The 22,387-nt window shown below is 60.5% G+C and carries 22 protein-coding genes; 8 read left to right on the top strand and 14 right to left on the bottom strand.

The window, feature by feature from the left end; translation table 11 throughout:
- The first annotated feature begins 82 nt into the window (after positions 1–82).
- Positions 83–1,090, top strand: coding sequence for a porphobilinogen synthase (gene hemB / locus LOX95_RS05035; protein WP_242913378.1), 1,008 nt, complete (start codon positions 83–85; stop codon positions 1,088–1,090).
- A gap of 19 nt (positions 1,091–1,109) precedes the next feature.
- Here hemB and LOX95_RS05030 read toward each other — a convergent pair whose 3' ends face one another.
- Entirely contained in the window at positions 1,110–1,613 is a 504-nt protein-coding gene (locus LOX95_RS05030; protein ID WP_242913377.1) for a flavin reductase family protein, read from the bottom strand.
- 116 nt (positions 1,614–1,729) lie between these two features.
- Here LOX95_RS05030 and LOX95_RS05025 point away from each other — a divergent pair, with 116 nt between their 5' ends.
- Complete coding sequence (locus LOX95_RS05025) at positions 1,730–2,632, top strand: flagellar motor protein MotB (protein ID WP_242913376.1); 903 nt, start codon at positions 1,730–1,732, stop codon at positions 2,630–2,632.
- A 51-nt stretch (positions 2,633–2,683) separates the two neighbouring features.
- Positions 2,684–3,424 carry an arginyltransferase gene (locus LOX95_RS05020; protein WP_242913375.1) on the top strand — a complete coding sequence of 247 codons (741 nt, stop codon included), beginning with the start codon at positions 2,684–2,686 and terminating at the stop codon, positions 3,422–3,424.
- Here LOX95_RS05020 and LOX95_RS05015 read toward each other — a convergent pair.
- From LOX95_RS05015 to kdsA, 7 genes are all read right to left on the bottom strand, one after another.
- Positions 3,421–4,434: a M48 family metallopeptidase gene (locus LOX95_RS05015; protein ID WP_242913374.1), complete on the bottom strand. Its 1,014-nt coding sequence runs from the start codon at positions 4,432–4,434 to the stop codon at positions 3,421–3,423. The genes LOX95_RS05020 and LOX95_RS05015 overlap by 4 nt on opposite strands.
- Positions 4,435–4,441: 7 nt before the next feature.
- Positions 4,442–5,011, bottom strand: a complete 570-nt coding sequence (locus tag LOX95_RS05010) for a LemA family protein (RefSeq protein WP_242913373.1) — start codon at positions 5,009–5,011, stop codon at positions 4,442–4,444.
- 92 nt (positions 5,012–5,103) lie between these two features.
- Positions 5,104–7,305, bottom strand: a complete 2,202-nt coding sequence (gene parC / locus LOX95_RS05005; protein ID WP_242913372.1) for a DNA topoisomerase IV subunit A — start codon at positions 7,303–7,305, stop codon at positions 5,104–5,106.
- A 46-nt stretch (positions 7,306–7,351) separates the two neighbouring features.
- Positions 7,352–8,476, bottom strand: a complete 1,125-nt coding sequence (locus tag LOX95_RS05000; protein WP_242913371.1) for a DUF3089 domain-containing protein — start codon at positions 8,474–8,476, stop codon at positions 7,352–7,354.
- Positions 8,476–9,477 carry an ADP-glyceromanno-heptose 6-epimerase gene (rfaD, locus tag LOX95_RS04995; RefSeq protein WP_242913370.1) on the bottom strand — a complete coding sequence of 334 codons (1,002 nt, stop codon included), beginning with the start codon at positions 9,475–9,477 and terminating at the stop codon, positions 8,476–8,478. The genes LOX95_RS05000 and rfaD overlap by 1 nt, the downstream gene beginning before the upstream one ends.
- Positions 9,474–10,943, bottom strand: coding sequence for a D-glycero-beta-D-manno-heptose 1-phosphate adenylyltransferase (gene rfaE2 / locus LOX95_RS04990; RefSeq protein ID WP_242913369.1), 1,470 nt, complete (start codon positions 10,941–10,943; stop codon positions 9,474–9,476). Before rfaE2 ends, rfaD begins: the two co-directional genes overlap by 4 nt.
- A gap of 27 nt (positions 10,944–10,970) precedes the next feature.
- Complete coding sequence (gene kdsA, locus LOX95_RS04985; protein WP_242913368.1) at positions 10,971–11,840, bottom strand: 3-deoxy-8-phosphooctulonate synthase; 870 nt, start codon at positions 11,838–11,840, stop codon at positions 10,971–10,973.
- Between the two features lie 167 nt (positions 11,841–12,007).
- Here kdsA and sseA point away from each other — a divergent pair, with 167 nt between their 5' ends.
- Complete coding sequence (gene sseA, locus LOX95_RS04980) at positions 12,008–12,844, top strand: 3-mercaptopyruvate sulfurtransferase (protein WP_242913367.1); 837 nt, start codon at positions 12,008–12,010, stop codon at positions 12,842–12,844.
- Positions 12,845–12,847: 3 nt separating this feature from the next.
- Here sseA and LOX95_RS04975 read toward each other — a convergent pair whose 3' ends face one another.
- Both LOX95_RS04975 and LOX95_RS04970 read right to left on the bottom strand, forming a co-directional pair.
- Complete coding sequence (locus LOX95_RS04975; RefSeq protein WP_242913366.1) at positions 12,848–14,170, bottom strand: dicarboxylate/amino acid:cation symporter; 1,323 nt, start codon at positions 14,168–14,170, stop codon at positions 12,848–12,850.
- Positions 14,171–14,201: 31 nt separating this feature from the next.
- Positions 14,202–15,317, bottom strand: a complete 1,116-nt coding sequence (locus tag LOX95_RS04970) for an amino acid ABC transporter substrate-binding protein (RefSeq protein ID WP_242913365.1) — start codon at positions 15,315–15,317, stop codon at positions 14,202–14,204.
- A gap of 71 nt (positions 15,318–15,388) precedes the next feature.
- Between LOX95_RS04970 and metC the strand changes: the two genes are divergently transcribed.
- Positions 15,389–16,573 carry a cystathionine beta-lyase gene (gene metC, locus LOX95_RS04965; RefSeq protein ID WP_345791434.1) on the top strand — a complete coding sequence of 395 codons (1,185 nt, stop codon included), beginning with the start codon at positions 15,389–15,391 and terminating at the stop codon, positions 16,571–16,573.
- Between the two features lie 73 nt (positions 16,574–16,646).
- Positions 16,647–17,828, top strand: coding sequence for a DNA cytosine methyltransferase (locus tag LOX95_RS04960; RefSeq protein WP_242913363.1), 1,182 nt, complete (start codon positions 16,647–16,649; stop codon positions 17,826–17,828).
- A 93-nt stretch (positions 17,829–17,921) separates the two neighbouring features.
- On the opposite strand, the gene LOX95_RS04955 is transcribed toward LOX95_RS04960, so the two are convergent.
- Positions 17,922–18,653: a hypothetical protein gene (locus LOX95_RS04955; RefSeq protein ID WP_242913362.1), complete on the bottom strand. Its 732-nt coding sequence runs from the start codon at positions 18,651–18,653 to the stop codon at positions 17,922–17,924.
- A 99-nt stretch (positions 18,654–18,752) separates the two neighbouring features.
- Here LOX95_RS04955 and LOX95_RS04950 point away from each other — a divergent pair, with 99 nt between their 5' ends.
- Together LOX95_RS04950 and LOX95_RS04945 are read left to right on the top strand one after the other, a co-directional pair.
- Positions 18,753–19,373 (top strand): LOG family protein, encoded by a 621-nt coding sequence (locus LOX95_RS04950; protein ID WP_242913361.1) that lies wholly within the window; start codon positions 18,753–18,755, stop codon positions 19,371–19,373.
- Between the two features lie 106 nt (positions 19,374–19,479).
- On the top strand, positions 19,480–19,770 hold the full coding sequence (locus LOX95_RS04945; RefSeq protein ID WP_242913360.1) for a DUF8200 family protein: 291 nt from the start codon (positions 19,480–19,482) through the stop codon (positions 19,768–19,770).
- 73 nt (positions 19,771–19,843) lie between these two features.
- Here LOX95_RS04945 and gltX read toward each other — a convergent pair whose 3' ends face one another.
- From gltX to LOX95_RS04930, 3 genes are all read right to left on the bottom strand, one after another.
- Entirely contained in the window at positions 19,844–21,178 is a 1,335-nt protein-coding gene (gene gltX / locus LOX95_RS04940; protein WP_242913359.1) for a glutamate--tRNA ligase, read from the bottom strand.
- Positions 21,179–21,324: 146 nt separating this feature from the next.
- On the bottom strand, positions 21,325–21,759 hold the full coding sequence (gene dksA, locus LOX95_RS04935; RefSeq protein WP_242913358.1) for an RNA polymerase-binding protein DksA: 435 nt from the start codon (positions 21,757–21,759) through the stop codon (positions 21,325–21,327).
- A gap of 188 nt (positions 21,760–21,947) precedes the next feature.
- On the bottom strand, positions 21,948–22,373 hold the full coding sequence (locus LOX95_RS04930) for a flagellar assembly protein FliX (RefSeq protein ID WP_242913357.1): 426 nt from the start codon (positions 22,371–22,373) through the stop codon (positions 21,948–21,950).
- Positions 22,374–22,387: the final 14 nt, after the last annotated feature.

Here is a 22,387-nt window from a genome sequence, read left to right as displayed (position 1 = left end):
GAAAGATGACGTTTCACGCTGTGTTTTGCGTGACAACGTCGATTGCGTTAGCAACCGCGTCTGAGTTCCAAGGACACTACCCATGAGCATTCCTCCCTATCAGCCCGCCGCCTTCCCCTATGCGCGTCCGCGTCGTCTGCGCACGGCACCGTGGGTGCGTCGTCTGGTTGCTGAAACTACGCTCAACCCGTCCGACCTCATCTGGCCGATCGTCGTACATGACGGCGAAGATGACAAAGTCGCCGTACCTTCCATGCCCGGGATGTTCCGACTGTCGCGCAAAGAAGCGGTTAATGCCGCTCTGGAAGCCCGCGATCTGGGCATCCCGATGATCGCCCTGTTCCCCAACATCGCCCACACGCCCAAGGACAATGTCGGCACCGGCGCAACCGATCCGGACGGTCTGATCCCGGAAGTGATCCGCGCTATGAAGGATGCGGCTCCTGAAGTCGGCATCATGACCGACGTCGCGCTCGACTGTTACACCGACCACGGCCACGACGGCGTGATGGAAGGCAACAAGATTCTGAACGACGCGACCATCGAGCGTCTGGAAGAGCAGGCCTTCATCCACGCCCACGCCGGCGCGGACGCTGTTGCTCCATCGGACATGATGGACGGTCGCATTCAGGCGATCCGGAATGCGCTGGAATCCAACGGCTATTGGGACACGATCATCATCGCTTATGCGGCCAAGTTCGCCTCGGCCTTCTACGGGCCGTATCGCGATGCTGTGGGTTCGTCGAAGTCGCTGACCGGCGACAAGAAGACCTATCAGATGGACTTTGCGAACACGGAAGAAGCCCTGCGTGAAGTCGCAATGGACATTTCCGAAGGTGCCGACGCCGTCATCGTCAAGCCGGGCATGGCCTATCTGGACATCGTCCAGCGCGTCACCTCGACTTTCCACGTACCGACCTTCGCCTATCAGGTGTCGGGCGAGTACGCGATGTTGCAGGCCGCCATTGCCAATGGCTGGCTGGACGGTGACCGCGTTATTCTGGAAAGCCTGCACGCGTTCAAACGCGCCGGTGCCAGCGGCATCATCAGCTATTTCGCGCCGACCGCAGCGCGCATGATGGGGGCTTAATAGCCCCCTCACCTACTTGTCAGGCTGTCGGATCGACGGCCTGACCGTATTTGCCCCGGAAATAGGTCAAGGCGTCGCCGGGACGCGTTTCAAAGCCAACCACACGACCGACGATCACCAGATGGTCTCCCATGACGATCCGGCCGTGTGTGACGCAATCCAGTCGGGTCACGGCATTGCGCAATCGCGGAGGTTCGGGGTTTCCGGTCTCGAACTCGGTCTCGGACAACCGCGCCACGCCCCATGCAAAGCGGTCGGACATGGCCTGATCCTCGACCGGCAGGACGTGCACCGCAAACCGGTCCGCCGCTGCGAAGGCATCATGGCGATCGGACTTGATGTCCATGCACCACAGCACCAGCGGCGGGTCGAGCGACACCGATGTGAACGAGTTTACGGTAATGCCCAAGGCACCGTCGACTGTATGCGCGGTCACCACGCACACGCCCGTGGCGAAACCTCCCAGCGCTTGACGATAGGCACGCGGGTCAAACTCGGCGGTATTTTCAGGCAATCCGGTCACGCTCCCTGACTAGGCCGCACGGCTTCACGCGGCAAGTCCAACTGCATAAAGCGCAACCGCTTCTTAACGCCCGCCATGACATTAAGCCTTACAAATAAGGTTAAGGTTGCGGAACTATGGCGCAGAGCGATCGGCCAATTCTGATCAAAAAGGTCAAGAAGGTCCAGGGCGGCGGTCACCACGGTGGCGCGTGGAAGGTGGCCTATGCCGACTTCGTCACCGCCATGATGGCCTTTTTCCTGCTGATGTGGCTGATCAACACGACCGATCCGGAGCAAAAGCGCGGCATTGCCGAATATTTCGCGCCATCGTCCGTGTCTGCGTCCAGCTCCGGTTCGGGGGGTATTCTGGGCGGCACCTCTTTGGGTGACGACGAAGGTGCCAAGGGTGCGGGCTCCAACACCGTAATCGAGCAACTGGCTCCGCCTGCGCCGGAATCGCCGGAGGCCGCCGGTCAATCGTCCGATCTGGCCTCCGCCAGCGAAGCGGCGCTTCGGGCCGAGATTGCCCGCCGCGAGGCCGCCGACTTTGCCAGCGCCGCCGAATCCTTGCGCCAAGCCATGCAGTCGATGCCGGAACTGGCCGAACTGTCCAAACAGTTGATCATCGACCAGACCCCCGAAGGCCTGCGTATCCAACTGGTGGACCAGGAAGGCCGTTCGATGTTCGAGAACGGCTCGGCTCGCCCCAATGCGCGGGCTCAAACCCTGCTTCGTGCTGTGGCCCGTGTGATCAACCGCCTACCGAACCGGATTACCATTTCGGGCCACACCAGCGCCGTGGCAGGCTCCAACCGCGCCAGCGCCGCCGGTGACTGGCCGCTGTCCGCCAGCCGGGCTGACGCCTCGCGCCAGATCCTGCAGTCGTCGGGCGTAAATACCGACCGCATTTATTCGGTTGCGGGCAAGGCAGGCTCAGACCCGCTTTATCCGGATGATCCCTCGCTGGCCGGAAACCGTCGCATCGCCATCGTGCTGCTGCGTGAAGCGCCTGTTCTTCCTCGCGATACAAGCCTCTAGGATGATGCTGCCCCCTTGCGAAATCTTCGTCGGGGGGCGCAGTATATTTCCATGACCGAGCACGTCTCCACGCGTCAGTTGAAATTCTATGTGACGGCCGAAGCGCCCTGCCCCTATCTGGCAGGAAAGATGGAGAAGAAGGTCTTCGCCCATCTGCCCTATGTCGATGGCGCAGCGGTCAACGACGCCCTCTCCCACGCCGGTTTCCGGCGCAGCCAGAACATTGCCTATCGACCATCGTGCGAGACTTGCGCGGCCTGTGTATCGGTCCGTATTCCGGTCCACGCCTATGTGATGAACCGCACTGACCGGAAGGTGCGAAACCGCAATCAGGACCTTGTTCGCCGTGTGGTCGATCCGATTGCCACGGCCGAGCAGTATGACCTGCTGAAGGCCTATCTCGCGGCCCGCCACCCCGGCGGCGGCATGAACGAGATGAGCGAGAGCGACTTTGTCACTATGGTTGAGGACAGCAGTGTCCGCACGCACGTGGTCGAATACCGGCTCCCAGAGGCAGAAGGCGAGCGAGGTCGCCTTGTCGGCTTTGCCATCATCGACCTGCTGGCTGATGGCCTGTCCATGGTTTACAGCGCCTATGATCCAGAACTGCCCAATCGCAGCCTTGGACGGTTCATCGTGCTGGATCATTTGCATCAGTCCAGCGTGGTGGCCCTGCCCTACCTTTATCTCGGCTATTGGGTGAAGGGCGCACCGACAATGGACTATAAGGCGCAATACCAACCGCTGGAGGGTCTGACCCTCTTTGGCTGGCAAACGCTCCAGATCGACTAGGTCGTCGGCACGGCAGTCGCGAGGCCGGTCTGGTACGGGTCGTAGTCGCGTCCACCCGAAAACTCGATCAAGGCAGCAACCCGGCGTTCGATCGGGGGATGGGTCGCGAACAAGCCCGCAAACCCGCTTTTATCGGCCGTGTTGTCCAAAAACATGCCGCGCAGTTCCTCGGGTGCTTCGATAGCCGAATGGCCGGAGACCTTTCGCAGGGCCGAGATCATCGCGTCGGGATTTTTCGTCAGTTCCACCGCGCCGGCATCCGCCACATACTCCCGCGTGCGCGACAGCGACATACGGATCAAAAACGCCAGCCCGTATCCTACGACACCGATCGCCAGACCAATCAGCATCAAGGGGGCCGCGTTCTTCCCCCGACCGCCACCGCGCGACCTGAACAGACCGCGAAATATCAGTTCGGCCACAACGCTGATGATGCCCGCAAAAATCGAGGCAATGACCATCGTTCGCACGTCGCGGTTCAGAATATGCGTCAACTCGTGCGCCAGCACGCACTCCAGCTCGTCGCGGCCCAACACATTCATAAGCCCGCGGGTAACGGTGACCGTATATTGCCCGTCCCGCAGACCCGACGCATAGGCGTTCAAGCCATGCGTCTCGATTATCCGTAGAGCAGGCATTGTGATGCCGCGTGAAATGCACAGATTTTCCAGCAAGTTGTAAAGCTCGGGCTCTTCCCCGCGAGCCACGCGCCGAGCGCCTGTGATGGCATCGATCATGCTCTGGTGCCCGAAATAGGCCACCACGAACCAAATCACCGACACCACGACCGCGAGCGGAATGCTGGCTATAGTGTTGCGGCTCGCAAGTGCCAGATCATCGGCCAGTCCCCCCCCGGACGAGCCCACCAGACCGCTGCCCATGGCTAGAACATTGACGGCAAATACCAGCATCACCAGCAGCACGGGAAACCCGGCCAGCAGCAATGCCGAACGGGTATTATTCTGCCAGATGAAGGTCTTGATACCGACGGCTGGGCCGAACCCGATCATCGCGGTGTCAGAACTTGAGCGCTGGAGGAGCTTCGTTCAGCGCCGCGCGCTCTGCGGAGCCGACATCGAAGAAGGCCTTATCCGAACCGAAGCCGAACATGCCCGCGAACAGCACAGTCGGGAACTGACGCCGCACCGAGTTGAACTCGTTGATCGAGTTGTTGAAGAAGCGACGGGCCGCCGCCAGCTTGTTCTCGATGTCCGATAGTTCGGACTGAAGCTGCTGAAAATTGGAGTTGGCCTTGAGATCCGGATAGGCCTCGGACACCGCAAACAGACGCCCCAGAGCGCCCGTCAGCATGTTTTCAGCCTGAACCTTGTCTTCGACCGTGCGAGCGCCCGCAGCGGCGGCGCGGGCCTGCGTCACGGCGTCCAGCGTCCCCTTCTCGTGGTCAGCATAGCCTTTGACCGTTTCAACAAGGTTCGGGATCAGGTCTTGGCGCTGCTTCAACTGGACGTCGATGTCGGCAAACGACTGGTTCGCGGATTGGTCCAGTTTCACCAATCGGTTGTAAGCGCCCACCATCATGAAGGCCACAACGGCGATGATGGCGATAACGACGATCATGAGGATCATCGATCCCTCCTGCTCATTAATAGAACAGGATTATGCGGGCTCAGTCCGTAGATTTAAAATGACAAATCATACAGATGAGCCCGCACCATTATTTAGCGGAACTTGCGCATCCCGCGAGGGCCCTGACGACCGGCACCAGCGCGCTTGCCGAGCCATTCGCGCCAGTCGTCCCACTTGCGCTTGCGACCGCCGCCATCGACCCACTCGGGGCCAACTTCGGCATTGAAGATCGCCACGTCGGCCAAGCCGCCTTGTTTGTAGTTCTGCAGCCTGACACCCTTGCCCCGGCCCATTTCAGGCAGTTCGGCAATGGGGAAGATCAGGGTCTTGATGTTGTCGCCAATGGTTACGACGTGGTCGCCGTTGACGCGCAGCATCGACTTCATCTCGCCGTTCAGTACCTGCTTACCGCCACGCTTCTGAGCCAGAAGGTCATTTTCAGGCGCGACAAAGCCGTAACCCGCCGTCGAAGCCACCAGAAGCTTCGAATTAGGTTCGTGCGCTACGACATTGATAATATCAGCCTTTTCATCAAGATCGATCATCAGTCGCAGCGGCTCGCCATGGCCTCGACCAGACGCCAGCTTGTCGGCCCCCACCGTGAAGATGCGCCCATCAGAAGCACCGATCAGCAGCTTGTCCGTGGTGTATGCCGGAACGAGGAAGGCCAGCTTGTCGCCTTCCTTGAACTTCAGTTCCGACGGATCATCCACCTTGCCCTTGGCCGCACGGATCCAGCCCCGATCCGACAGGATGACGGTGATGGCTTCACGCGGGATGAAGGCTTCGGGTGCGACGAACGCCGAGGAATCAACGGCATCGGCCATGACGGTACGGCGCGGCGACAGCATCGCCTTGCGTACAGCCTGAAGTTCCTTGCCGATGGCCTTCCACTGCTTGGCTTCCGACGAGGTCAGCGCCTTAAGGCCGTCCAGCTCTTCCTGAAGTTTGTTGTATTCTTCAGTGATGACCATCTCTTCCAGACGGGCCAGTTGGCGCAGTCGGGTGTCGAGGATGAAGTCGGCCTGAACCTCGGTCAGGTTGAAGCGCGCAATCAAGGTCGCCTTGGGCTGCTCGTCCTCGCGGATGATGCGAATGACCTCGTCGAGGTTCAGAAACGCAACCCGCAGGCCTTCAAGCAGGTGCAGGCGCTTCTCGATCTTGGCGATGCGCCACTGCGAGCGACGGTTCAGAACCTCGCGACGGTGATCGAGGAAGGCCTTGAGGCATTCCTTCAGACCCATGACGCGCGGCGTGCCCGTGGCATCCAGCACGTTCATATTGATCGGGAAGCGAGCTTCCAGATCGGAGAGCTTGAACAGGCTCTCCATCATCATCTCGGGCTCGATGGTGCGGTTCTTCGGCTCGAGGATCAGGCGGATGTCTTCCGCCGATTCATCGCGCACGTCGGCCAGCAACGGGGCCTTCTTGTTTTCGATCAGGTCCGCCAGCTGTTCGATCAGCTTGGACTTCTGAACCTGATACGGAATCTCGGTGATGACCACGCGCCAGACGCCGCGACCAAGGTCTTCGGTCTCCCACTGGGCGCGCACGCGCACGCCACCGCGACCGGTCTCATAGGCTTCGCGGATCGAGGCAGCACCTTCGACCGAAACGCCACCCGTCGGGAAGTCCGGCCCCGGGACGAACTGCATCAGGTCGTCGGTGTTCGCTTCCGGCTTATCCAGCAGCAGTTGGCACGCGTCGATCAGTTCGCCCACGTTGTGCGGCGGAATCGACGTCGCCATACCCACGGCGATGCCAGATGAGCCGTTAGCCAGCAGGTTCGGGAAACCGGCCGGCAGAACGACCGGCTCTTCGTCCTGATCGTCATAGGTCGGACGGAAATCGACCGCGTCCTGATCGATACCTTCCAGCAGCAGAACCGCAGCGGGCGTCAGCTTGCACTCAGTGTAACGCATGGCCGCGGCGCTATCGCCGTCGATGTTGCCAAAGTTACCCTGACCGTCGACCAGCGGATAACGCTGGGCAAAGTCCTGAGCCAGACGCACCAGCGCCTCATAGATCGAGGCGTCACCATGCGGGTGGTATCCACCCATGACCTCACCCACCACCTTGGCGCACTTGCGCGCCGCAGACTGCGGGTTCAGGCGCATCTGGTGCATGGCGTACATGATGCGGCGGTGAACGGGCTTGAACCCGTCACGCACATCCGGCAGCGCACGGTTGGTAATCGTCGAGAGCGCGTAGGCCAGATAACGGCGCGAGAGCGCCTCGGCCATCGGTTCTTCGACGATGCGGCCGCCGTTAAGCGGTGTGGTGTGAACGGTCATACGAAATCGAATCGAGGATCAGGACGAATAAGTCTAGCCCACTCTGTCACGCGCTTGGGGGTGACGGGGGAAAAGTCGTGGCTTTCTTGCCGTGCCACGCATCCAGACGGGCCAGAACGTCCGCCATCGTGTCGGCGTAGAAGAGATTATAGGGCTTGGCCTTTCGGCGATCCGTCCACGCCCGTTGCTCGCGGAAAGATTCCGACTTGAGCGGCGTATTGCGCAGAAAACCCTCGCGGCATTGCGCAGTAACAGCGCGGTCGATGAATGCTGGCCGCACGCCCCATTCCAGACCGGTCGCGTTGGCGGCCCCCAGATGCAGTCGCGGATCGGTCTTTTGCTCGTTATCGGAGCCGCTGACCTGGTTCACGCAAATGATCGGCCTGTTGCCGGATTCGACCAGCCGACCCTTCTCGTCCCAGAACAGCGCTCGACGCTGACGTCTGGAAATCACGCCTGTGGCACCCTCATCGACCATAGACCACGCCACCAGACATCCGCTCTGCTCGCGACGCGAACAGACCGGAAGCTTGATCGCATCGGCCGGCACCATGGTGTCCATCATATAAGCCACAGCCAGACGCTGCTTCAGCGCTGCGTCGGGGGCAACCCGATCCCTAAGGAGCCGCGCCAATAGTTCGCCGCCCTGCTCTACGCCAACCAGGACAATCGGACCGTCAGGATGGCGGGCGATCCAATGATTAAATGCAGCCTCCACATCGTGATAGGCAAAGGCACGCGCTTCACGCGCATCCTCGCGCAGCGTCAGGCGGCTATAGAGGCTCCCTTGACGATAAAGAGGGACTGAAACCGATCCTGCCACTGCAAACGGTGCCGCAAAGTTCGGCAGGACCACTCGGTGGAGATAGGTATCTGCCTTTTGATCGCCGATCGGACCATTCCATTCCTGCCCGCCGTCATAGGTAGTGGAATGCAGGAAGAAGACCGACGCATCCTTTGCTCCGTTGATGCGAACATCCCGCATCGCCCAGGCTTCATTCTGGGAATAGTCGGGCGCAGCCGGAGGCGTATAGGTCTGGAACGGGACTTTCGGGTCCAGCGCCGCCCGCAGGATATCCCCGCGCCACACAGCCAAAGCCAGAAGCAGCAGAAACAGCAACGCAAACAGCGACAACCGCACCCAGTGCTTAAGGCTCAGGCGACTACGCATCAGCGGTACGGGTCCTCGGTAGCCAGGAAGTTCTGCACATAGCGGCGAACCCCTTCTTCAAGCGGCGTCGATTGCCCATCGTATCCGAGCGCCCGCAGTCGATCCATTTTGGCCTCGGTGAAGTACTGATACCGGTCACGAATGACTTCGGGCATGTCGATGTAGGTGATCTTTGGCTCCTTGCCCGCTGCGGCAAAGGTGGCTTTCGCAAGATCAGCGAACGAACGTGCACGACCTGAACCTGCGTTGAAAACGCCACTGATTTCAGAACGTAACAACAGCCAGTTGATAATCGACACGATGTCTTCAACGAAGACAAAGTCGCGCAACTGTCCACCATCCGCATAATCGGGACGGTGCGACTTGAACAGACTGACCGTCTCGTCTGCCGCAACCTTGGGCCAGATTTGCGCGATCACCGACTTCATGCCGCCCTTGTGACCTTCGTTGGGGCCATAGACGTTGAAGAACTTTAGGCCTGCCCATTGCGGCGGAGCCTGCTTGCGCTCTGCTTGGCGAACGGCGTACTGATCGAACAGATATTTCGAGTATCCATAGGCGTTTAGCGGACGAAGCTTCGCCAGACTCTCAAGATCATCCTGATCGTCGAAGCCCTGATCACCCTCGCCATATGTCGCAGCTGAGGACGCGTAGATCATCCGCACATCACGGATCGAGCACCAATCCCAGATGTCACGCGACAGGCTGAAGTTCGTGCGCATGATCAACTCGGCGTCCGGCTCGGTCGTCGAGGAAATGGCCCCCATGTGGATCACGGCCTCGATGCGGTCGGCATGGCGCTCCAGCTGCTCGAACATCTCCTCCGGTTCCCAGAAGTCCGCGATCTGGTGCTTGGCGATGTTCTTCCACTTGCCCAGATCAGCCGTTTCCAGACGATCACAAACGACAACATCCCACGCACCGCTATCGCACAAGCTGGCAACGATGTTCGAACCGATGAAGCCCGCGCCTCCCGTGACGACAATCATGCGCGGGATCATGCTGGCTTCTCCGATGTGTTCTTCATTTTCTCAATCGTCTTGGTGGTGGAATAGCCGTCTTCAAAGCTGGCCAGTCGGACTTCCCCGCCCCAGCTTTCGACCTCGGCCGCACCGACGACCTGTTCTTTGGTGTAGTCGGCGCCCTTGATAAGTACGTCGGGCCGCAGGCGCTTGATAAGCTCCAGCGGGGTCTGCTCGCCGAAATAGGTGACGCCATCGACGCTGGCCAATGCGCCGATAACTGCGGCGCGACTGTCCAGATTGTTCACGGGGCGCGTTGGCCCTTTGAGCGCGCTGACCGAGGCATCGGTGTTCAGAGCCACGACCAAGCGGTCGCACCAACTGCGGGCCTGCGCTAGATAGGCCACGTGGCCACGGTGCAGAATATCGAAACAGCCGTTGGTAAAGCCAACCTTCAAACCCTCGGCCTGCCAACGGCTAACCTGATCGGCCAGCGCATCGGCTTCGCTAAGGCCGTTTCCGAAGGCGTGGACGCCCTCGCCGCCCTCTTCGTCCAGCAGTTCCTGCGGGGTGACAACAGCCGTGCCGGCCTTGCCGACCACAACGCCCGAGGCCAGCAAAGCGAACTGAACAGCTTGCTCCAGAGACATTCCCGCCCCCAGCGCGAGGCCAAGTGCCGCTAGGGCGGTGTCACCCGCACCCGACACATCGAACACTTCACGTGCTCGGCCTGGGAAGTGCACAACTGCCTCGCCATGGCGGATCATGGACATGCCCTTACCCGCCCGCGTGACCACGACAGCCTTGACCGAGGTCGTGTCTAACAGGGCTTGGAGCGCGGCCTCGACCTCTTGGTCGGTGCCAACGGGCATGCCGGTTGCCCCTGACAGTTCGCTGGCGTTGGGCTTGATCAGGTCGACAGAACCGTAACGCGCAAAATCGGCGCCCTTGGGGTCAACGATTACCGGGGCGTTGAGCGCAGCACCCGCCGCCAGTGCTGACTGGATCAGGCCGTCATCCACCACGCCCTTGGCATAGTCCGACAGCAAGATAGCCGAAGCGCCCGCAAACACCGTAGCGTCCGCATACCCGGCATGGGGCGCAGCCTCTTCATCCAGACGCAGCAACTGCTGACCAGACGAGACGAAGCGAGTTTTGACGATGGTGTCAGCACCTTCCGGACGCGTCAGGACGTCGTCGATGCGGTCTTCGCCAGCGATAAGAGCAGCCAACTCGTCACCAGCGGCATCCCGGCCAGCAACTGCGCCCAAGCGGGCGACGGCACCCATGGCCGCGACATTGCGGGCCACATTGCCCACCCCGCCCGGCATGGCGACCGAGCGGCGTGTCTTCAGCACCGGTATCGGCGCTTCGGGCGATATTCGGCTGACCTCGCCGTACACAAAGCGGTCGAGCATCAGGTCACCGACACAGGCGACCTTGAGGCCCTTGATGCGCTCCAGCAGGTTCTGGAGCTCTGCGAGATCGAATGAGCGTTCAGCCATACTGCCGAACTAACGGATTCCTGCCGATCAGGCCACAGGGCCCTTGGCACCAACTTTGATTGCCAGATCATCGAAGGCGATCAGTTCGGCAGCCAAAGCCTCGAAACGGTCCAGCTGGACCATGTTCGGACCGTCCGACGGTGCGTTATCCGGATCTTCGTGGGTTTCGATAAAGACGGCATCCACACCTACCGCCACAGCCGCACGACCCAGAACCGGAACGAACTGGCGTTGACCTCCCGAAGACGTACCCTGACCGCCCGGTTGCTGCACGCTGTGGGTGGCATCGAACACGACAGGGCAACCGATAGCCTTCAGTTCGGGAAGGGCGCGCATGTCGCTGACGAGGGTGTTGTAGCCGAACGAAGCACCACGTTCGCACGCCATGACGTTCAGATTGCCTGCACCCGTGATCTTGGAAATCACGTTCTTCATGTCCCAAGGGGCGAGGAACTGACCCTTCTTGACGTTGATCGCCTTGCCCGTCTTGGCCGCGGCCAGCAGCAGGTCGGTCTGACGGCATAGGAAGGCCGGGATCTGAAGGACGTCGACATATGGAGCCACAGCTTCGCACTGGGCCTCCGAGTGTACATCCGTCAGGGTCGGCAGACCGACCGTTTCGCGGATTTCCTTGAAGATCGGCATAGCCGCTTCGAAGCCGATACCGCGCGCCGCCGAGGCGCTGGTGCGGTTGGCCTTGTCGAAGCTGGTTTTGTAGATGATGCCGACGTTCAGACGCTCGCTGATCTCTTTCAGGCGCTGGGCCGTCATCAGGGCATGTTCGCGGCTTTCCATCTGGCAGGGGCCGGCGATGAAGACGATGCGGTTGCCGCCGCCAATGACGACCGGCTTGGCAAGACCGTCAGACAGGGTGATGACAGAGTTGGGTTGGGTCACGGCGAAACCTTCAAATTCACGATTCGACGCACGTCCTGCGTCGTAGGGTTGGCCGTTAGGTGGCGTCCCTCGTGTCGGAACGCAAGTTATCACGCGCTCACCTTTGGTGACCACTCTGACACAATCATTTCAAACGACACGATTTCCGATCGTGATACGGATACCGAATGACCCAATCTGTCTCGCCTGTGATCACCGCTGCAGAGTTGGCAGCCATTCTCGACAACGATGATCTGCGCGTCATTGATGCCAGTTGGTGGATGGATAAACGGGACGCGCGCCTCGACTTCGCCGAAGCACATATTCCCGGAGCGACGTTCATAGACGTGGACGCCGTGTCCGATCCTGCATCGGCTCTTCCCCACACATTCCCGACTGCGGCCCATTTTGCGGAAACAGTCGGCGGACATGGCATTTCCAATGACAGCCACATCGTCGTCTATGACACTCAAGGTCTGTTTTCCGCAGCGCGCATGTGGTGGCTGTTCAAGACGTTCGGGGCCTGCAAGGTGCAGGTTCTGGACGGCGGTTTGCCCAAATGGCTGGCAGACGGCCATGCTGTCGAAATAGGCCAAGCACGCCCGCGACCGGCCGCCCGGTTCGAGCCCTCGCAGGATCAGTCCGCAGTCGCCTATCTGGACGACGTTAAGGCCGCCTTGGGCACATTTACGCAGATTATCGATGCGCGCGGTGCGGCACGCTTCAATGCTCAGATGGCAGAGCCGCGCCCCGGTGTGCGCAGCGGCCATATGCCCGGCGCGCTGAACCTGCCTTTCGGCAACCTCCTGAATGCTGATGGCACAATAAAAGGCGGCTCCGAACTGGAAGCCGCCTTCAAAGAAATCGGTGTCGATTTTGATCGTCCCGTCATCACCAGCTGTGGCTCCGGCGTTACTGCCGCAATCCTGACGTTGGGTCTGGAACTGCTAGGTAAGCCATCTCAGCTTTATGACGGATCGTGGACCGAATGGGGGAGCCGCGAGGACACCCCCATCGAGCCCTAGGCATCAGGCCGTAGCCACAACCGGTTCGGTGCCTTGATCGGCGTCCGGCGTGTCTTCCTCGCCGCGCGACACGAGTGTCGCAACAACGAGGTCGCCCGATACATTCAGCGTGGTGCGGCACATATCCAGGAAGCGATCGACGCCGAGGATCAGGCCGATACCTTCCGGGGGAACGCCGACGATGCCGAGGATCATGGCCACCACCGGCAGCGAGCCAGCCGGAACCCCAGCCGTGCCGATACCGCCGAGGATACAGATCATCATCACGACGAACTGCTGACCGAGGCTGAGGTCAACGCCAAAGAACTGGGCGAGGAACAGCACGGTCACGCCTTCAAACAGCGCGGTGCCGTTCTGGTTGGCGGTTGCGCCAACGGTCAGAACGAAGCGGGCGATCTTGCGCGGCAGGCCGAGGTTCTCCTCAGCGACGCGCAGCGAGACCGGAAGGCTGGCATTCGACGATGCGGTCGAGAACGACACCACGATGGCTTCGCGGATGTCCTTGAAGAAGGTCACCGGATTGCGGCCGCCCATGGTCCAGATCAGCAGCGGATAGACGACGAACATGTGGATGGCCATTGCGCCCACAGCTACACCGACGAACGCTGCCAGACGTACCAGCAGATCCCAGCCAAATAGAGCCGCCAGATTGAACATCAGGCAGGCGATGGCATACGGGGCCAGCTTAATGACCAAGCCGATCAGCTTCATCATCACTTCGAAGACGCCCTCAAGGGTCTTCAGCAGGTGATCGGTGGCGCTGTTGCGCACCATGACGACGCCAATGCCGAACAGCATGGCGAACACCATGACCGGCAAGATCTGGTTCTCAGCAGCAGCCGCGAAGACGTTGGTCGGGACCAGGTCGAGGAAGAACTCGCCCGCCGAACCACCGGCCTTTGCATTTTCTACGATATTGGCTGCACCGGCCTTGCCCTGATCCAGCAGTTGCTGGGCCACAGCCGGATCGACACCGTCACCCGGACGGAAGACGTTCACCATCACCAGACCGATGAGGACGGCAACGGCCGACACCAGCACGGTGAACAGCAGGCTCTTGATACCGGCGCGGCCGAGAACCTTCAGGTCCCCCATCTCGGCTACACCGACGACGAGCGCCGAGAACAGCAGCGGCAGAACCAGCATGAACAGCAGGCGCAGGAACAGTTGGCCGATCGGACCGGTCACATTGGTCGTGACCCACTGGACCCAATAAGAATCGCCGCCCACCGTCGTATTGACCACAAGACCGCCGGCGAGGCCGACGACAAAGCCGATCAACATCAACATATGCAGTGGCAGGCCGCGTTTGGATGCCTGATCCATGAATCCCCCTTACAAAACTGGATTATGCCGCCTAGCGGATAGGTAAGCCGTAAATCAAGCCACCCTGTGATGCGCTCCATTGAGCGTTCAGTCCACGCTCCAAATCGAGCGGTGATTGGTGACCAATGTTCTTTTCGAAAATCTCGCCATAGTTGCCTTCGGCCGCGATAGCATCGCGCGCCCAGGTGCGGCTCAAACCCAAGCGAGGACCGAAGTCCCCTTCAAAGCCGAGCAGGCGGCTAACGTCCGGAGAGCCTTCATCCTCTTTGATGGACTTGGCATTGGCTTTGGTAACGCCCATTTCCTCTGCGGATATAAGGGCATTCAGCACCCATCGCACGATGGCGGTCCAACGCTCGTCACCGGCTCTGACGACCGGTCCCAGCGGTTCTTTGGACACCACTTCAGGCAGGACAATGTGCTGCTGTGGGTCGGTCATAAGGCTACGCGCGGCAGCCAGTGACGACACGTCGCCCGTAAGCGCATCACACCCTTCCCGCGCGTAAGTCCGACGTGCTTCTTCCTCGCTGGGAGCGACGACAGGGCGAACATCAATTCCGCGTGTACGGAAATAGTCCTCCGCATTTAGTTCGCTGGTTGAGCTTCCGTGGACACAGATGCGAGCTCCATTCAGCTCGGTCGCGCTCGCGAGATTGAGTGCGCGGCGCACCAGGAAGCCCTGACCGTCGTAGTAATTGATTCCCGCGAAGGCCAAATCGCCGCCGGTGTCGCGGCTCATCGTCCAGGACGTGTTGCGCCATAGAACGTCCACACGTCCCTCTTTCAGCGCGTTAAAGCGTTGTGCAGATCCCAGCGGCACAAAGCGGACGGCGTTCGGGTCACCTAATACAGCCGCTGCAGTCGCTCGACAGAAATCGACATCGAAACCGCGCCACTGGCCTCGGTTGTCCGTATAGGCAAAGCCCACCAAGCCTTCATGAACACCGCAAATCAGGTGGCCGCGCGATTTGATCCGCGCAAGCGTGGGACTGGCATGGACGATCTCCGGAAGATCATCTGCCGCCGAAGGTACGGAAGTGTGCTCGTTACCCGCTGTCTTTGTATCGCGCTGACAGCCGGCCAGCACCAGAGACGCCGCTATAGCAACGATCAAACCCACTTTGCGTGCGCGTGACGTCTCTTCCATACGCAAATCTCCTGCGGCAGCATGCACCCTCGGGTCTTTAGACCTCTGTATTCGGCAAGCTGCAACCTAGGATGCCAATGAGCGACCCCAAAGACAGTCCACACGGCCTTGCCACACGCATAATTTCCACGGCGACCCGTCGGGGTCAGGGTCGGAGACCGGTAAATCCTCCCATCGAGCGCGCCTCGACCATGCTCAGCGACGATCCCGCGCAAATGAACAGTTCGCGCGACGGTCCGGTCTATGGACTGGAGGGCGGCAGCGCTGCGCAGCAGCTTCGTCGCGTCCTGAGCAATATGGAGGGCGCAACCGACAGCTTTATCGTGCCCTCGGGCCTTGCCGCGGTAACCGTCCCGCTGACCGCAGTGCTCCGCCCCGGCGACGAGGTTGTATGTACCGATGCTGTCTATGGTCCCACGCGCCGCTTCCTGACGCGGCATATGGCGGACCGTGGGGTCACCACGCGCTTTCATCCGGCGGACGCGACGGCTGCCCAGATCATCGAATGTCTCACGCCGAGTACCCGTATCGTCATAATCGAAGCCCCCGGATCACTGACGTTCGAGGTGGTCGATATGGCTGCAATCGGTTTGGCCTGTCGGGAACGCGGCATCATTACTGTGGTCGACAACACATGGGGTGCGGGTCTGGCCTACCGACCGCTTGAGCATGGCTTGGATATTAGTGTGCAGGCGCTGACCAAATATGTGGGCGGGCACTCCGACATTCTGATGGGCAGTATTTCGGTGCGCCATCCCGCATTAGCCCAAACCGTTTTTGAGACGATCGACGACAATGGCTGGCATGTCTCGCCGGACGATGCCTGGCTGGCATTGCGCGGCGTGCGTACCTTGCCCGTGCGTTATCGTAGCCAGTTCCAGTCAGCTATGAAGGTGGCCGCTTGGCTGGAGACGCGTCCAGAAATCTCCCGCGTGCTCTATCCGCCCCTGCCCTCGTCTCCCTATCACGGACTTTGGCGGGACCAGTTCGACGGCGGAGCGTCCCTGATTGGCGTGGTAATGAAGGGCGGCAACCGTTCGGACGCGCATCGCCTGATGTCGGCGCTCAGCCTCTTCGGAATGGGCTATTCGTGGGGCGGGTTCGAGAGCTTGATCACCAATGACACCTCCCAGTTGGAATGGCGTGTCCACCAGCAGGCTTTGGAGGGGGAAATCCTGCGCCTCCACATTGGGTTGGAGGACGTTGATGACCTTATCGCCGATCTGGATCGTGGACTAAGCGTCTGGAGCACCTAAAGCCGGGTTTACGCGCGTTACGGCGGCGTCCACACTTCGAGCGTCCGATTCCCGCCCGCCCCATGATGTGTTGATGCCCACCTTCTACGAATTCTTCGCTGGCGGCGGCATGGTGCGTCAGGGCCTCGGGCCTGACTGGCACTGTGTGTTCGCCAATGACTTCGATGCCAAGAAAGGCCTGTCTTATCAGGCCAACTGGGGCACTGGCGGCGAACTGCTCGTCAGTGACATCCGCAAAGTCGAGACGTCCGACCTCGCCGGTCGTGCCGACATGTGTTGGGGCAGCTTCCCCTGTCAGGACCTTTCGCTAGCGGGTTGGGGAAAGGGGTTGGCTGGAGAGCGGTCTGGCACTTTCCACGTCTTCTGGTCCCTGATCGAGCGACTCAAGGCCGAGAAACGCGCGCCGCGAATGGTGGCAGTCGAAAATGTCTGTGGCGCGCTGAGTTCGCGTGGGGGCGAGGATTTCATCCGCATCTGCCAAAGTTTCGCGGACGCGGGTTATCGCTTTGGCGCTTTGGTGATCAACGCCGATCAGTTCGTGCCCCAGTCGCGCCCACGCCTGTTCGTCATCGGGGTTGCCGAGGATCTCGTCATCCCTGAAGAGCTGGTCTCTCCTGAGCCCATCGCGCCATTCCACAACGCGCCGCTGCGTCGCGCCGCGTCCAAACTGCCCGACGCCGTACGCGAACAGATGGTTTGGTGGAACTTGCCGATCCCGCCACGTCGCGCACAGGACTTCGTCGACCTGATCGAGGATCGTCCCAAGGGCGTCGAATGGCATTCGGCTGAGGAAACTCGCGCGCTTTTGGCAAAGATGTCCGACGTGAACCGCGCCAAGGTTACGGCTGCCAAGCGTGCAGGACGCCGGATGGTCGGCGGCATCTATAAGCGTACGCGCCGCCTGCCCGACGGCACCAAGGTTCAGCGCGCCGAAGTGCGCTTCGACGATGTAGCCGGTTGCCTGCGCACACCTTCCGGGGGTTCCAGCCGCCAGATCATTATGGTCGTGGACGGACGCCGCATCCGCACGCGCCTGATCTCTCCGCGCGAAACGGCTCGCCTGATGGGACTGCCTGATACCTATCGCCTGCCTAAAAACTACAACGACGCCTATCACCTGACCGGAGACGGTGTTGTCGCGCCCGTGGTCGAACACTTGGGCCGGTATCTGTTCGAGGCTCTGCTGGAAGCATCAGGCCAGCAGGTCGAAAAAATACCCGACGCTATGGAGCGCCGGGTGAAAGGTATTCGGTGATGGTGGGTGTCTCTAAGAAATTCAGAGAACGTCCCTAGATCGTGCTGCTTTGGTTAACAAAAGGTTAACCGTAAAGATTTCATTACCGAACAACTACATATCGACGGGCAACCACGTCGTTTGCACAGCCTTTCCACCGAGATTACGCGTCAGCAGCCAACCACCGCCGACTATCTGGGGCGGTGATTCCAGTCGCCCTACGCCGGGGAAATCATAACTTCTGTCACCTACCGCGAAATCTGTGGCCGATGCCCCGCCCGTTGCAGCCAGAATCCAGCGCCCCTCTCGATCCGGACGCGGCGAGTAGGTTTCCTGACCGATGCGAACTTTCGGTGCGGCGTTTGACGTGGTCCGGCCGGACAGGATCAACACCACCCCATCGGTATCGACGGAATCGAGCGGCCCACTTTTACCAAGCCTCTGGCTGGCCTTTCCATCCAGAACGGTTACCGCCAGAGGCGCATCACCCGGCACGAGATAAAGCACCCCCTGCCCGTCAATGAAGGTTTGCCCAACCTGCGCTTTCGGTTTCAGTGCAATGACCGTGGACGGCGCGTCCAGTTCAATAGTGAACTTACCGTCGCGATCCGCATTCGCCGCAAACACAGTGCCCTCAGCGCTGGATAACACCACCCTACCACTCGGCTCCGCCACACCTGACAGCGCCACTCGAAGGCCGTTCCAACGGGCAGATTCGACCGTCGGTGGCCGCTGCCAGTCCGATCCGGCAGAGCGTTGTCCACCCACCTGATCGGCCTCGGACTTGCACCCCGACAAGGCCATGAGGGATACAAGCGCGGCGGCGGTCATTGATTTGGCCGACATGCAACGTTTCATCTTTCCATCCCCCTCGAATTCTCTTCTAGATAGATGCTTGCCCCATTACATGGGGAATATCCTTCTTTTCCCCCAATTATGATTGCCATGACTGAACTGAAATCCACTGTCGCGCCCTATGAAGGTCAATCGGTATGCCTGTTCTGCGCATCGTCCGATGGCAATGACCCCGTCTATCTGGAGGCAGGCCGCGAGTTTGGACGCCGTACGGCGGAAGAAGGCTGGCGACTGGTCTATGGTGGTGGTGGCGTGGGCCTGATGGGTGCTGCTGCGCGCGCGTCTCATGCCATTGGTGGTCGCGTCGTAGGCATTATGCCGGGCTTTCTGCGCAGCCGCGAACGTCTGTTCGACGAGGTCGAGACGGTGGTCGTGGAGTCCATGCACCAGCGCAAGCAGATGATGTATGACGAATCCGACGTGTTCGTCGTCGCTCCTGGGGGCATCGGCACCCTCGAAGAAGTGGTGGAATTGCTGTCGTGGAAGCGATTGGACCTGCACGCCAAGCCGGTGATTTTCCTCAATATCAACGGCTTCTGGGATTCGTTCTTCAAACTGGTTGAAGACACAGTCAACGCCGGCATGACACCCGCCAGCTTCCTGGAGGCCTACACCGTGGCCGACAGCGTCGAAGACGCCATTGCCCAGATGACATCCGCTGAGGACACCCCCCATATCCGTCACGATCCGAGAGGGGCTGCGACAAACTGATCGCTGGTAACAGATCGACGTTCAGTTAGGTTGACAGTAGTCAAAAAAGACGCACAACTCCCGATCCAGAGGTCCGGAGAACGGGCCCCCGTTCAGGAGATTTACTATGCGTGCCCTCACCCTCGCGGCGGCCATTCTGATTGCTGGCCCCGCTTTTGCCGAAGCTCCGGTCACCCGCGCTACGCTGGCTGACGCGTCCAAGGCTCCAGCCGGTCGTGTCATCATCGACGGCGCAAGCTGGAGCTGCGAAGGCGAAGCCTGCGTTGCTACGGGCGGCTCGGCCCAACCGGCAACCCGCGCCTGCCGCCGCGTCGTTGCCCGCATCGGCAAGGTTTCGGCCTTTTCCTACAAGGGTCAGGAACTGAGCGCCGAACAGATTGCGGCTTGCAACGCCTGATCTGACCCGATCCGAATACGAAAAAGGCCGCCCCGTCAGGAGCGGCCTTTTTTATTGGTTTGTTGTTCGGCCGTTAGGCTGTTTCGCCCTTCAGGCGAGCGACGATGCGCTCACGGCTGATCATCGGCACAATCGCACCCATGTCTGGACCATGCGGCTGACCCGTCAGCGCCAGACGCAACGGCATGAACAGGCTCTTGCCCTTGGCACCGGTCTCGGCCTTTACGGCACCGGTCCAAACAGACCAGACGTCCGCATTGATGTCTTCCGGCAGCAGCTTGAGAGCGGCTTCGGCGAAGGCTGCATCTTCGATCACCGGCGTAATCGGGCCGTTGATGATGGCAGCCATACCCACGACTTCCTTGAAGAAGTGCAGGTTCGGGCGGACGGCGTTCCAGAACGCCTCACCCAGATCCACGCCCAGTTCGGCCAGACGCGGCTGGGCCACGGCGTAATCCATGACCTGCAGAGCCTGAGCATTCAGGCGGCCCAGGTCGGCTTCATCGTAACGCGCAGGCGAGCGGCCCATCTTCGAGAAGGAGAAGGCTTCGCCCAGTTCCTTCATTGAAGGGGCGACCTCGAGGTTGTCCGAAGTGCCGATCTTGCCGAGGTGGCTGGTGATCGCAATCGGCTCATACCCGTCGGCGCGCATGTCCATAATCGCCAGCGAGCCCAGACGCTTGGACAGCGCCGAACCATCGGCACCGACGAGCAGCGGCATGTGCGCGAAGCCCGGAACCTTGGCACCCAGCGCTTCGAAAATCTCGATCTGCGCGCCGGTGTTGGTGACGTGGTCTTCACCGCGGATGATATGGGTGATTTCCATATCGATGTCATCGACCACCGACGGCAGGGTGTAGAGGAACAGGCCGTCAGCGCGGATCAGAACCGGATCCGACATCGAAGCCGTGTCCACCTCAGCGTGACCACGGGCGAGATCTTCCCACGACACGCGCTTGCCTTCCAGTTTGAAGCGCCAGTGCGGGGTGCGGCCCTCAGCCTCGTAGGCGGCCTTCTGCTCCTCGGTCAGGCTCAGAGCTGCGCGATCGTAGATCGGCGGCAGGCCGCGCGACAGTTGCACCTTGCGACGCAGGTCCAGCTCTTCCGACGTCTCGTAGCAAGGGTAGAGGCGGCCCGAAGCCTTCAGCTTCGCAGCGGCTTCCTCATAGCGGTCAAAGCGCTTCGACTGGTTGTAGCGCTCGTCCCATTCCATACCGAGCCACTTCAGGTCGATCTCGATGTTGTCTTCCGACTCCTTGGTCGAGCGGACCAGGTCGGTGTCGTCAATGCGCAGCACGAACTTGCCGCCCTGCCCCTTGGCGAACAGATAGTTCACCAGAGCGGTGCGAACGTTACCGACGTGCAGTTTACCCGTCGGAGACGGGGCGAAGCGGACCTTGACGGACATGATAGCCTTTGACCTCAAAACGAGGCGGTTAGGTCGCGCTCTCGACCCTCGAAGTCAAGGCGCGAGGCGGATTATTGCCCCCGTCCGATAGTCTGAAACGAAGAATGGCCGCTGAAACCAGGTTCCGCGGCCATTCCCGTTTTACTTTAGTCGTCGCGGTGAACGCGTTCGCGGCGTTCGTGTCGCTCTTGCGCTTCGACCGACAGGGTTGCCGTCGGGCGGGCTTCGAGACGTCCCAGACCGATAGGCTCACCGGTCTCTTCGCAATAGCCGTAGCTGCCGTCCTCGATGCGGCGCAGCGCGTCGTCGATCTTGGAGATCAGCTTGCGCTGGCGATCCCGCGTCCGCAGTTCGAGCGCGCGGTCCGCTTCGGACGATGCACGATCCACCAGATCGGGATGATTTTCGGTTTCGGCTTTTAGATTGGTCACCGTGCCTCTGGCTTCGAGAAGGATGTCTTCCTTCCACTGCAGAAGCTTGGCCTTGAAATAGGCCAGCTGCCGTTCATTCATGAACGGCTCGTCGTCCGACGGTCGATACTGGACCGGCGTGGGATGAACCAAAGAAGCGGTTGCGTTCATTAGCTTAACGCTCGTTTCCATCGCGCCCCCCTGTGGCGCAAGGCGGCGTATAGGGAAGGTCTGAGCCCGTAGCAATCCCGTTCGCGTTTCCGTGATACGGCAAAGCCTGCATGATCAGTGGATAACACGGCAATTACAAACGCAGATTGTACGACCTTGGTCGAACAATAATGCGGAAATTTCAGGACCTAACGCCCACTCCGTCCCCCTGCCTTGGCGATCTCGACGGCTGCCCGCAGATCGATCTGATCTAACAAGGTTTTAAGGTCGCCCTCTTCGCCTTCGGGGCGAGATTCAGCCATAGCGCGAGCTAAAGCCTGCAAATTGACGCTCGACGACTCACCTCCGAGCAGCGCCAATTTCAGCTCGTCGAGCTTATCGAGCAGGTTCGATCCGCGACGAATGGCACGGCGACGACGCTCCATCGGGTCCTCTACGCCTTGCAACGCCATAAGCGCCGACATGCCCGCAACGCCGGAGGCCGCGCTGGCGGCACTGGTTGCGCTGGACGACGCTGCACCCGTAGAACCCGGAAGACTAAAGCCCGCGCCCGTACGCGACGACGGACGAGACGTCGGGGTTGTGGACGGGCCGCCTACACCATTGACCTTCATCAGTCTTAACTCCT

This window comes from Brevundimonas pishanensis, from assembly GCF_022750635.1.
GTDB classification, from domain to species: Bacteria; Pseudomonadota; Alphaproteobacteria; order Caulobacterales; family Caulobacteraceae; genus Brevundimonas; species Brevundimonas pishanensis.
This window is presented reverse-complemented; position numbering and strand designations above follow the sequence as displayed.

Coding starts and splice junctions, on each gene's coding strand:
- hemB (WP_242913378.1), top strand. CDS start 83: ATGAGCATTCCTCCCTATCAGCCCGCCGCCTTCCCCTATGCGCGTCCG.
- LOX95_RS05025 (WP_242913376.1), top strand. CDS start 1,730: ATGGCGCAGAGCGATCGGCCAATTCTGATCAAAAAGGTCAAGAAGGTC.
- LOX95_RS05020 (WP_242913375.1), top strand. CDS start 2,684: ATGACCGAGCACGTCTCCACGCGTCAGTTGAAATTCTATGTGACGGCC.
- LOX95_RS05015 (WP_242913374.1), bottom strand. CDS start 4,434: ATGATCGGGTTCGGCCCAGCCGTCGGTATCAAGACCTTCATCTGGCAG.
- LOX95_RS05010 (WP_242913373.1), bottom strand. CDS start 5,011: ATGATCCTCATGATCGTCGTTATCGCCATCATCGCCGTTGTGGCCTTC.
- parC (WP_242913372.1), bottom strand. CDS start 7,305: ATGACCGTTCACACCACACCGCTTAACGGCGGCCGCATCGTCGAAGAA.
- LOX95_RS05000 (WP_242913371.1), bottom strand. CDS start 8,476: ATGCGTAGTCGCCTGAGCCTTAAGCACTGGGTGCGGTTGTCGCTGTTT.
- rfaD (WP_242913370.1), bottom strand. CDS start 9,477: ATGATCCCGCGCATGATTGTCGTCACGGGAGGCGCGGGCTTCATCGGT.
- rfaE2 (WP_242913369.1), bottom strand. CDS start 10,943: ATGGCTGAACGCTCATTCGATCTCGCAGAGCTCCAGAACCTGCTGGAG.
- sseA (WP_242913367.1), top strand. CDS start 12,008: ATGACCCAATCTGTCTCGCCTGTGATCACCGCTGCAGAGTTGGCAGCC.
- LOX95_RS04975 (WP_242913366.1), bottom strand. CDS start 14,170: ATGGATCAGGCATCCAAACGCGGCCTGCCACTGCATATGTTGATGTTG.
- LOX95_RS04970 (WP_242913365.1), bottom strand. CDS start 15,317: ATGGAAGAGACGTCACGCGCACGCAAAGTGGGTTTGATCGTTGCTATA.
- metC (WP_345791434.1), top strand. CDS start 15,389: ATGCCAATGAGCGACCCCAAAGACAGTCCACACGGCCTTGCCACACGC.
- LOX95_RS04960 (WP_242913363.1), top strand. CDS start 16,647: ATGCCCACCTTCTACGAATTCTTCGCTGGCGGCGGCATGGTGCGTCAG.
- LOX95_RS04955 (WP_242913362.1), bottom strand. CDS start 18,653: ATGTCGGCCAAATCAATGACCGCCGCCGCGCTTGTATCCCTCATGGCC.
- LOX95_RS04950 (WP_242913361.1), top strand. CDS start 18,753: ATGACTGAACTGAAATCCACTGTCGCGCCCTATGAAGGTCAATCGGTA.
- LOX95_RS04945 (WP_242913360.1), top strand. CDS start 19,480: ATGCGTGCCCTCACCCTCGCGGCGGCCATTCTGATTGCTGGCCCCGCT.
- gltX (WP_242913359.1), bottom strand. CDS start 21,178: ATGTCCGTCAAGGTCCGCTTCGCCCCGTCTCCGACGGGTAAACTGCAC.
- dksA (WP_242913358.1), bottom strand. CDS start 21,759: ATGAACGCAACCGCTTCTTTGGTTCATCCCACGCCGGTCCAGTATCGA.
- LOX95_RS04930 (WP_242913357.1), bottom strand. CDS start 22,373: ATGAAGGTCAATGGTGTAGGCGGCCCGTCCACAACCCCGACGTCTCGT.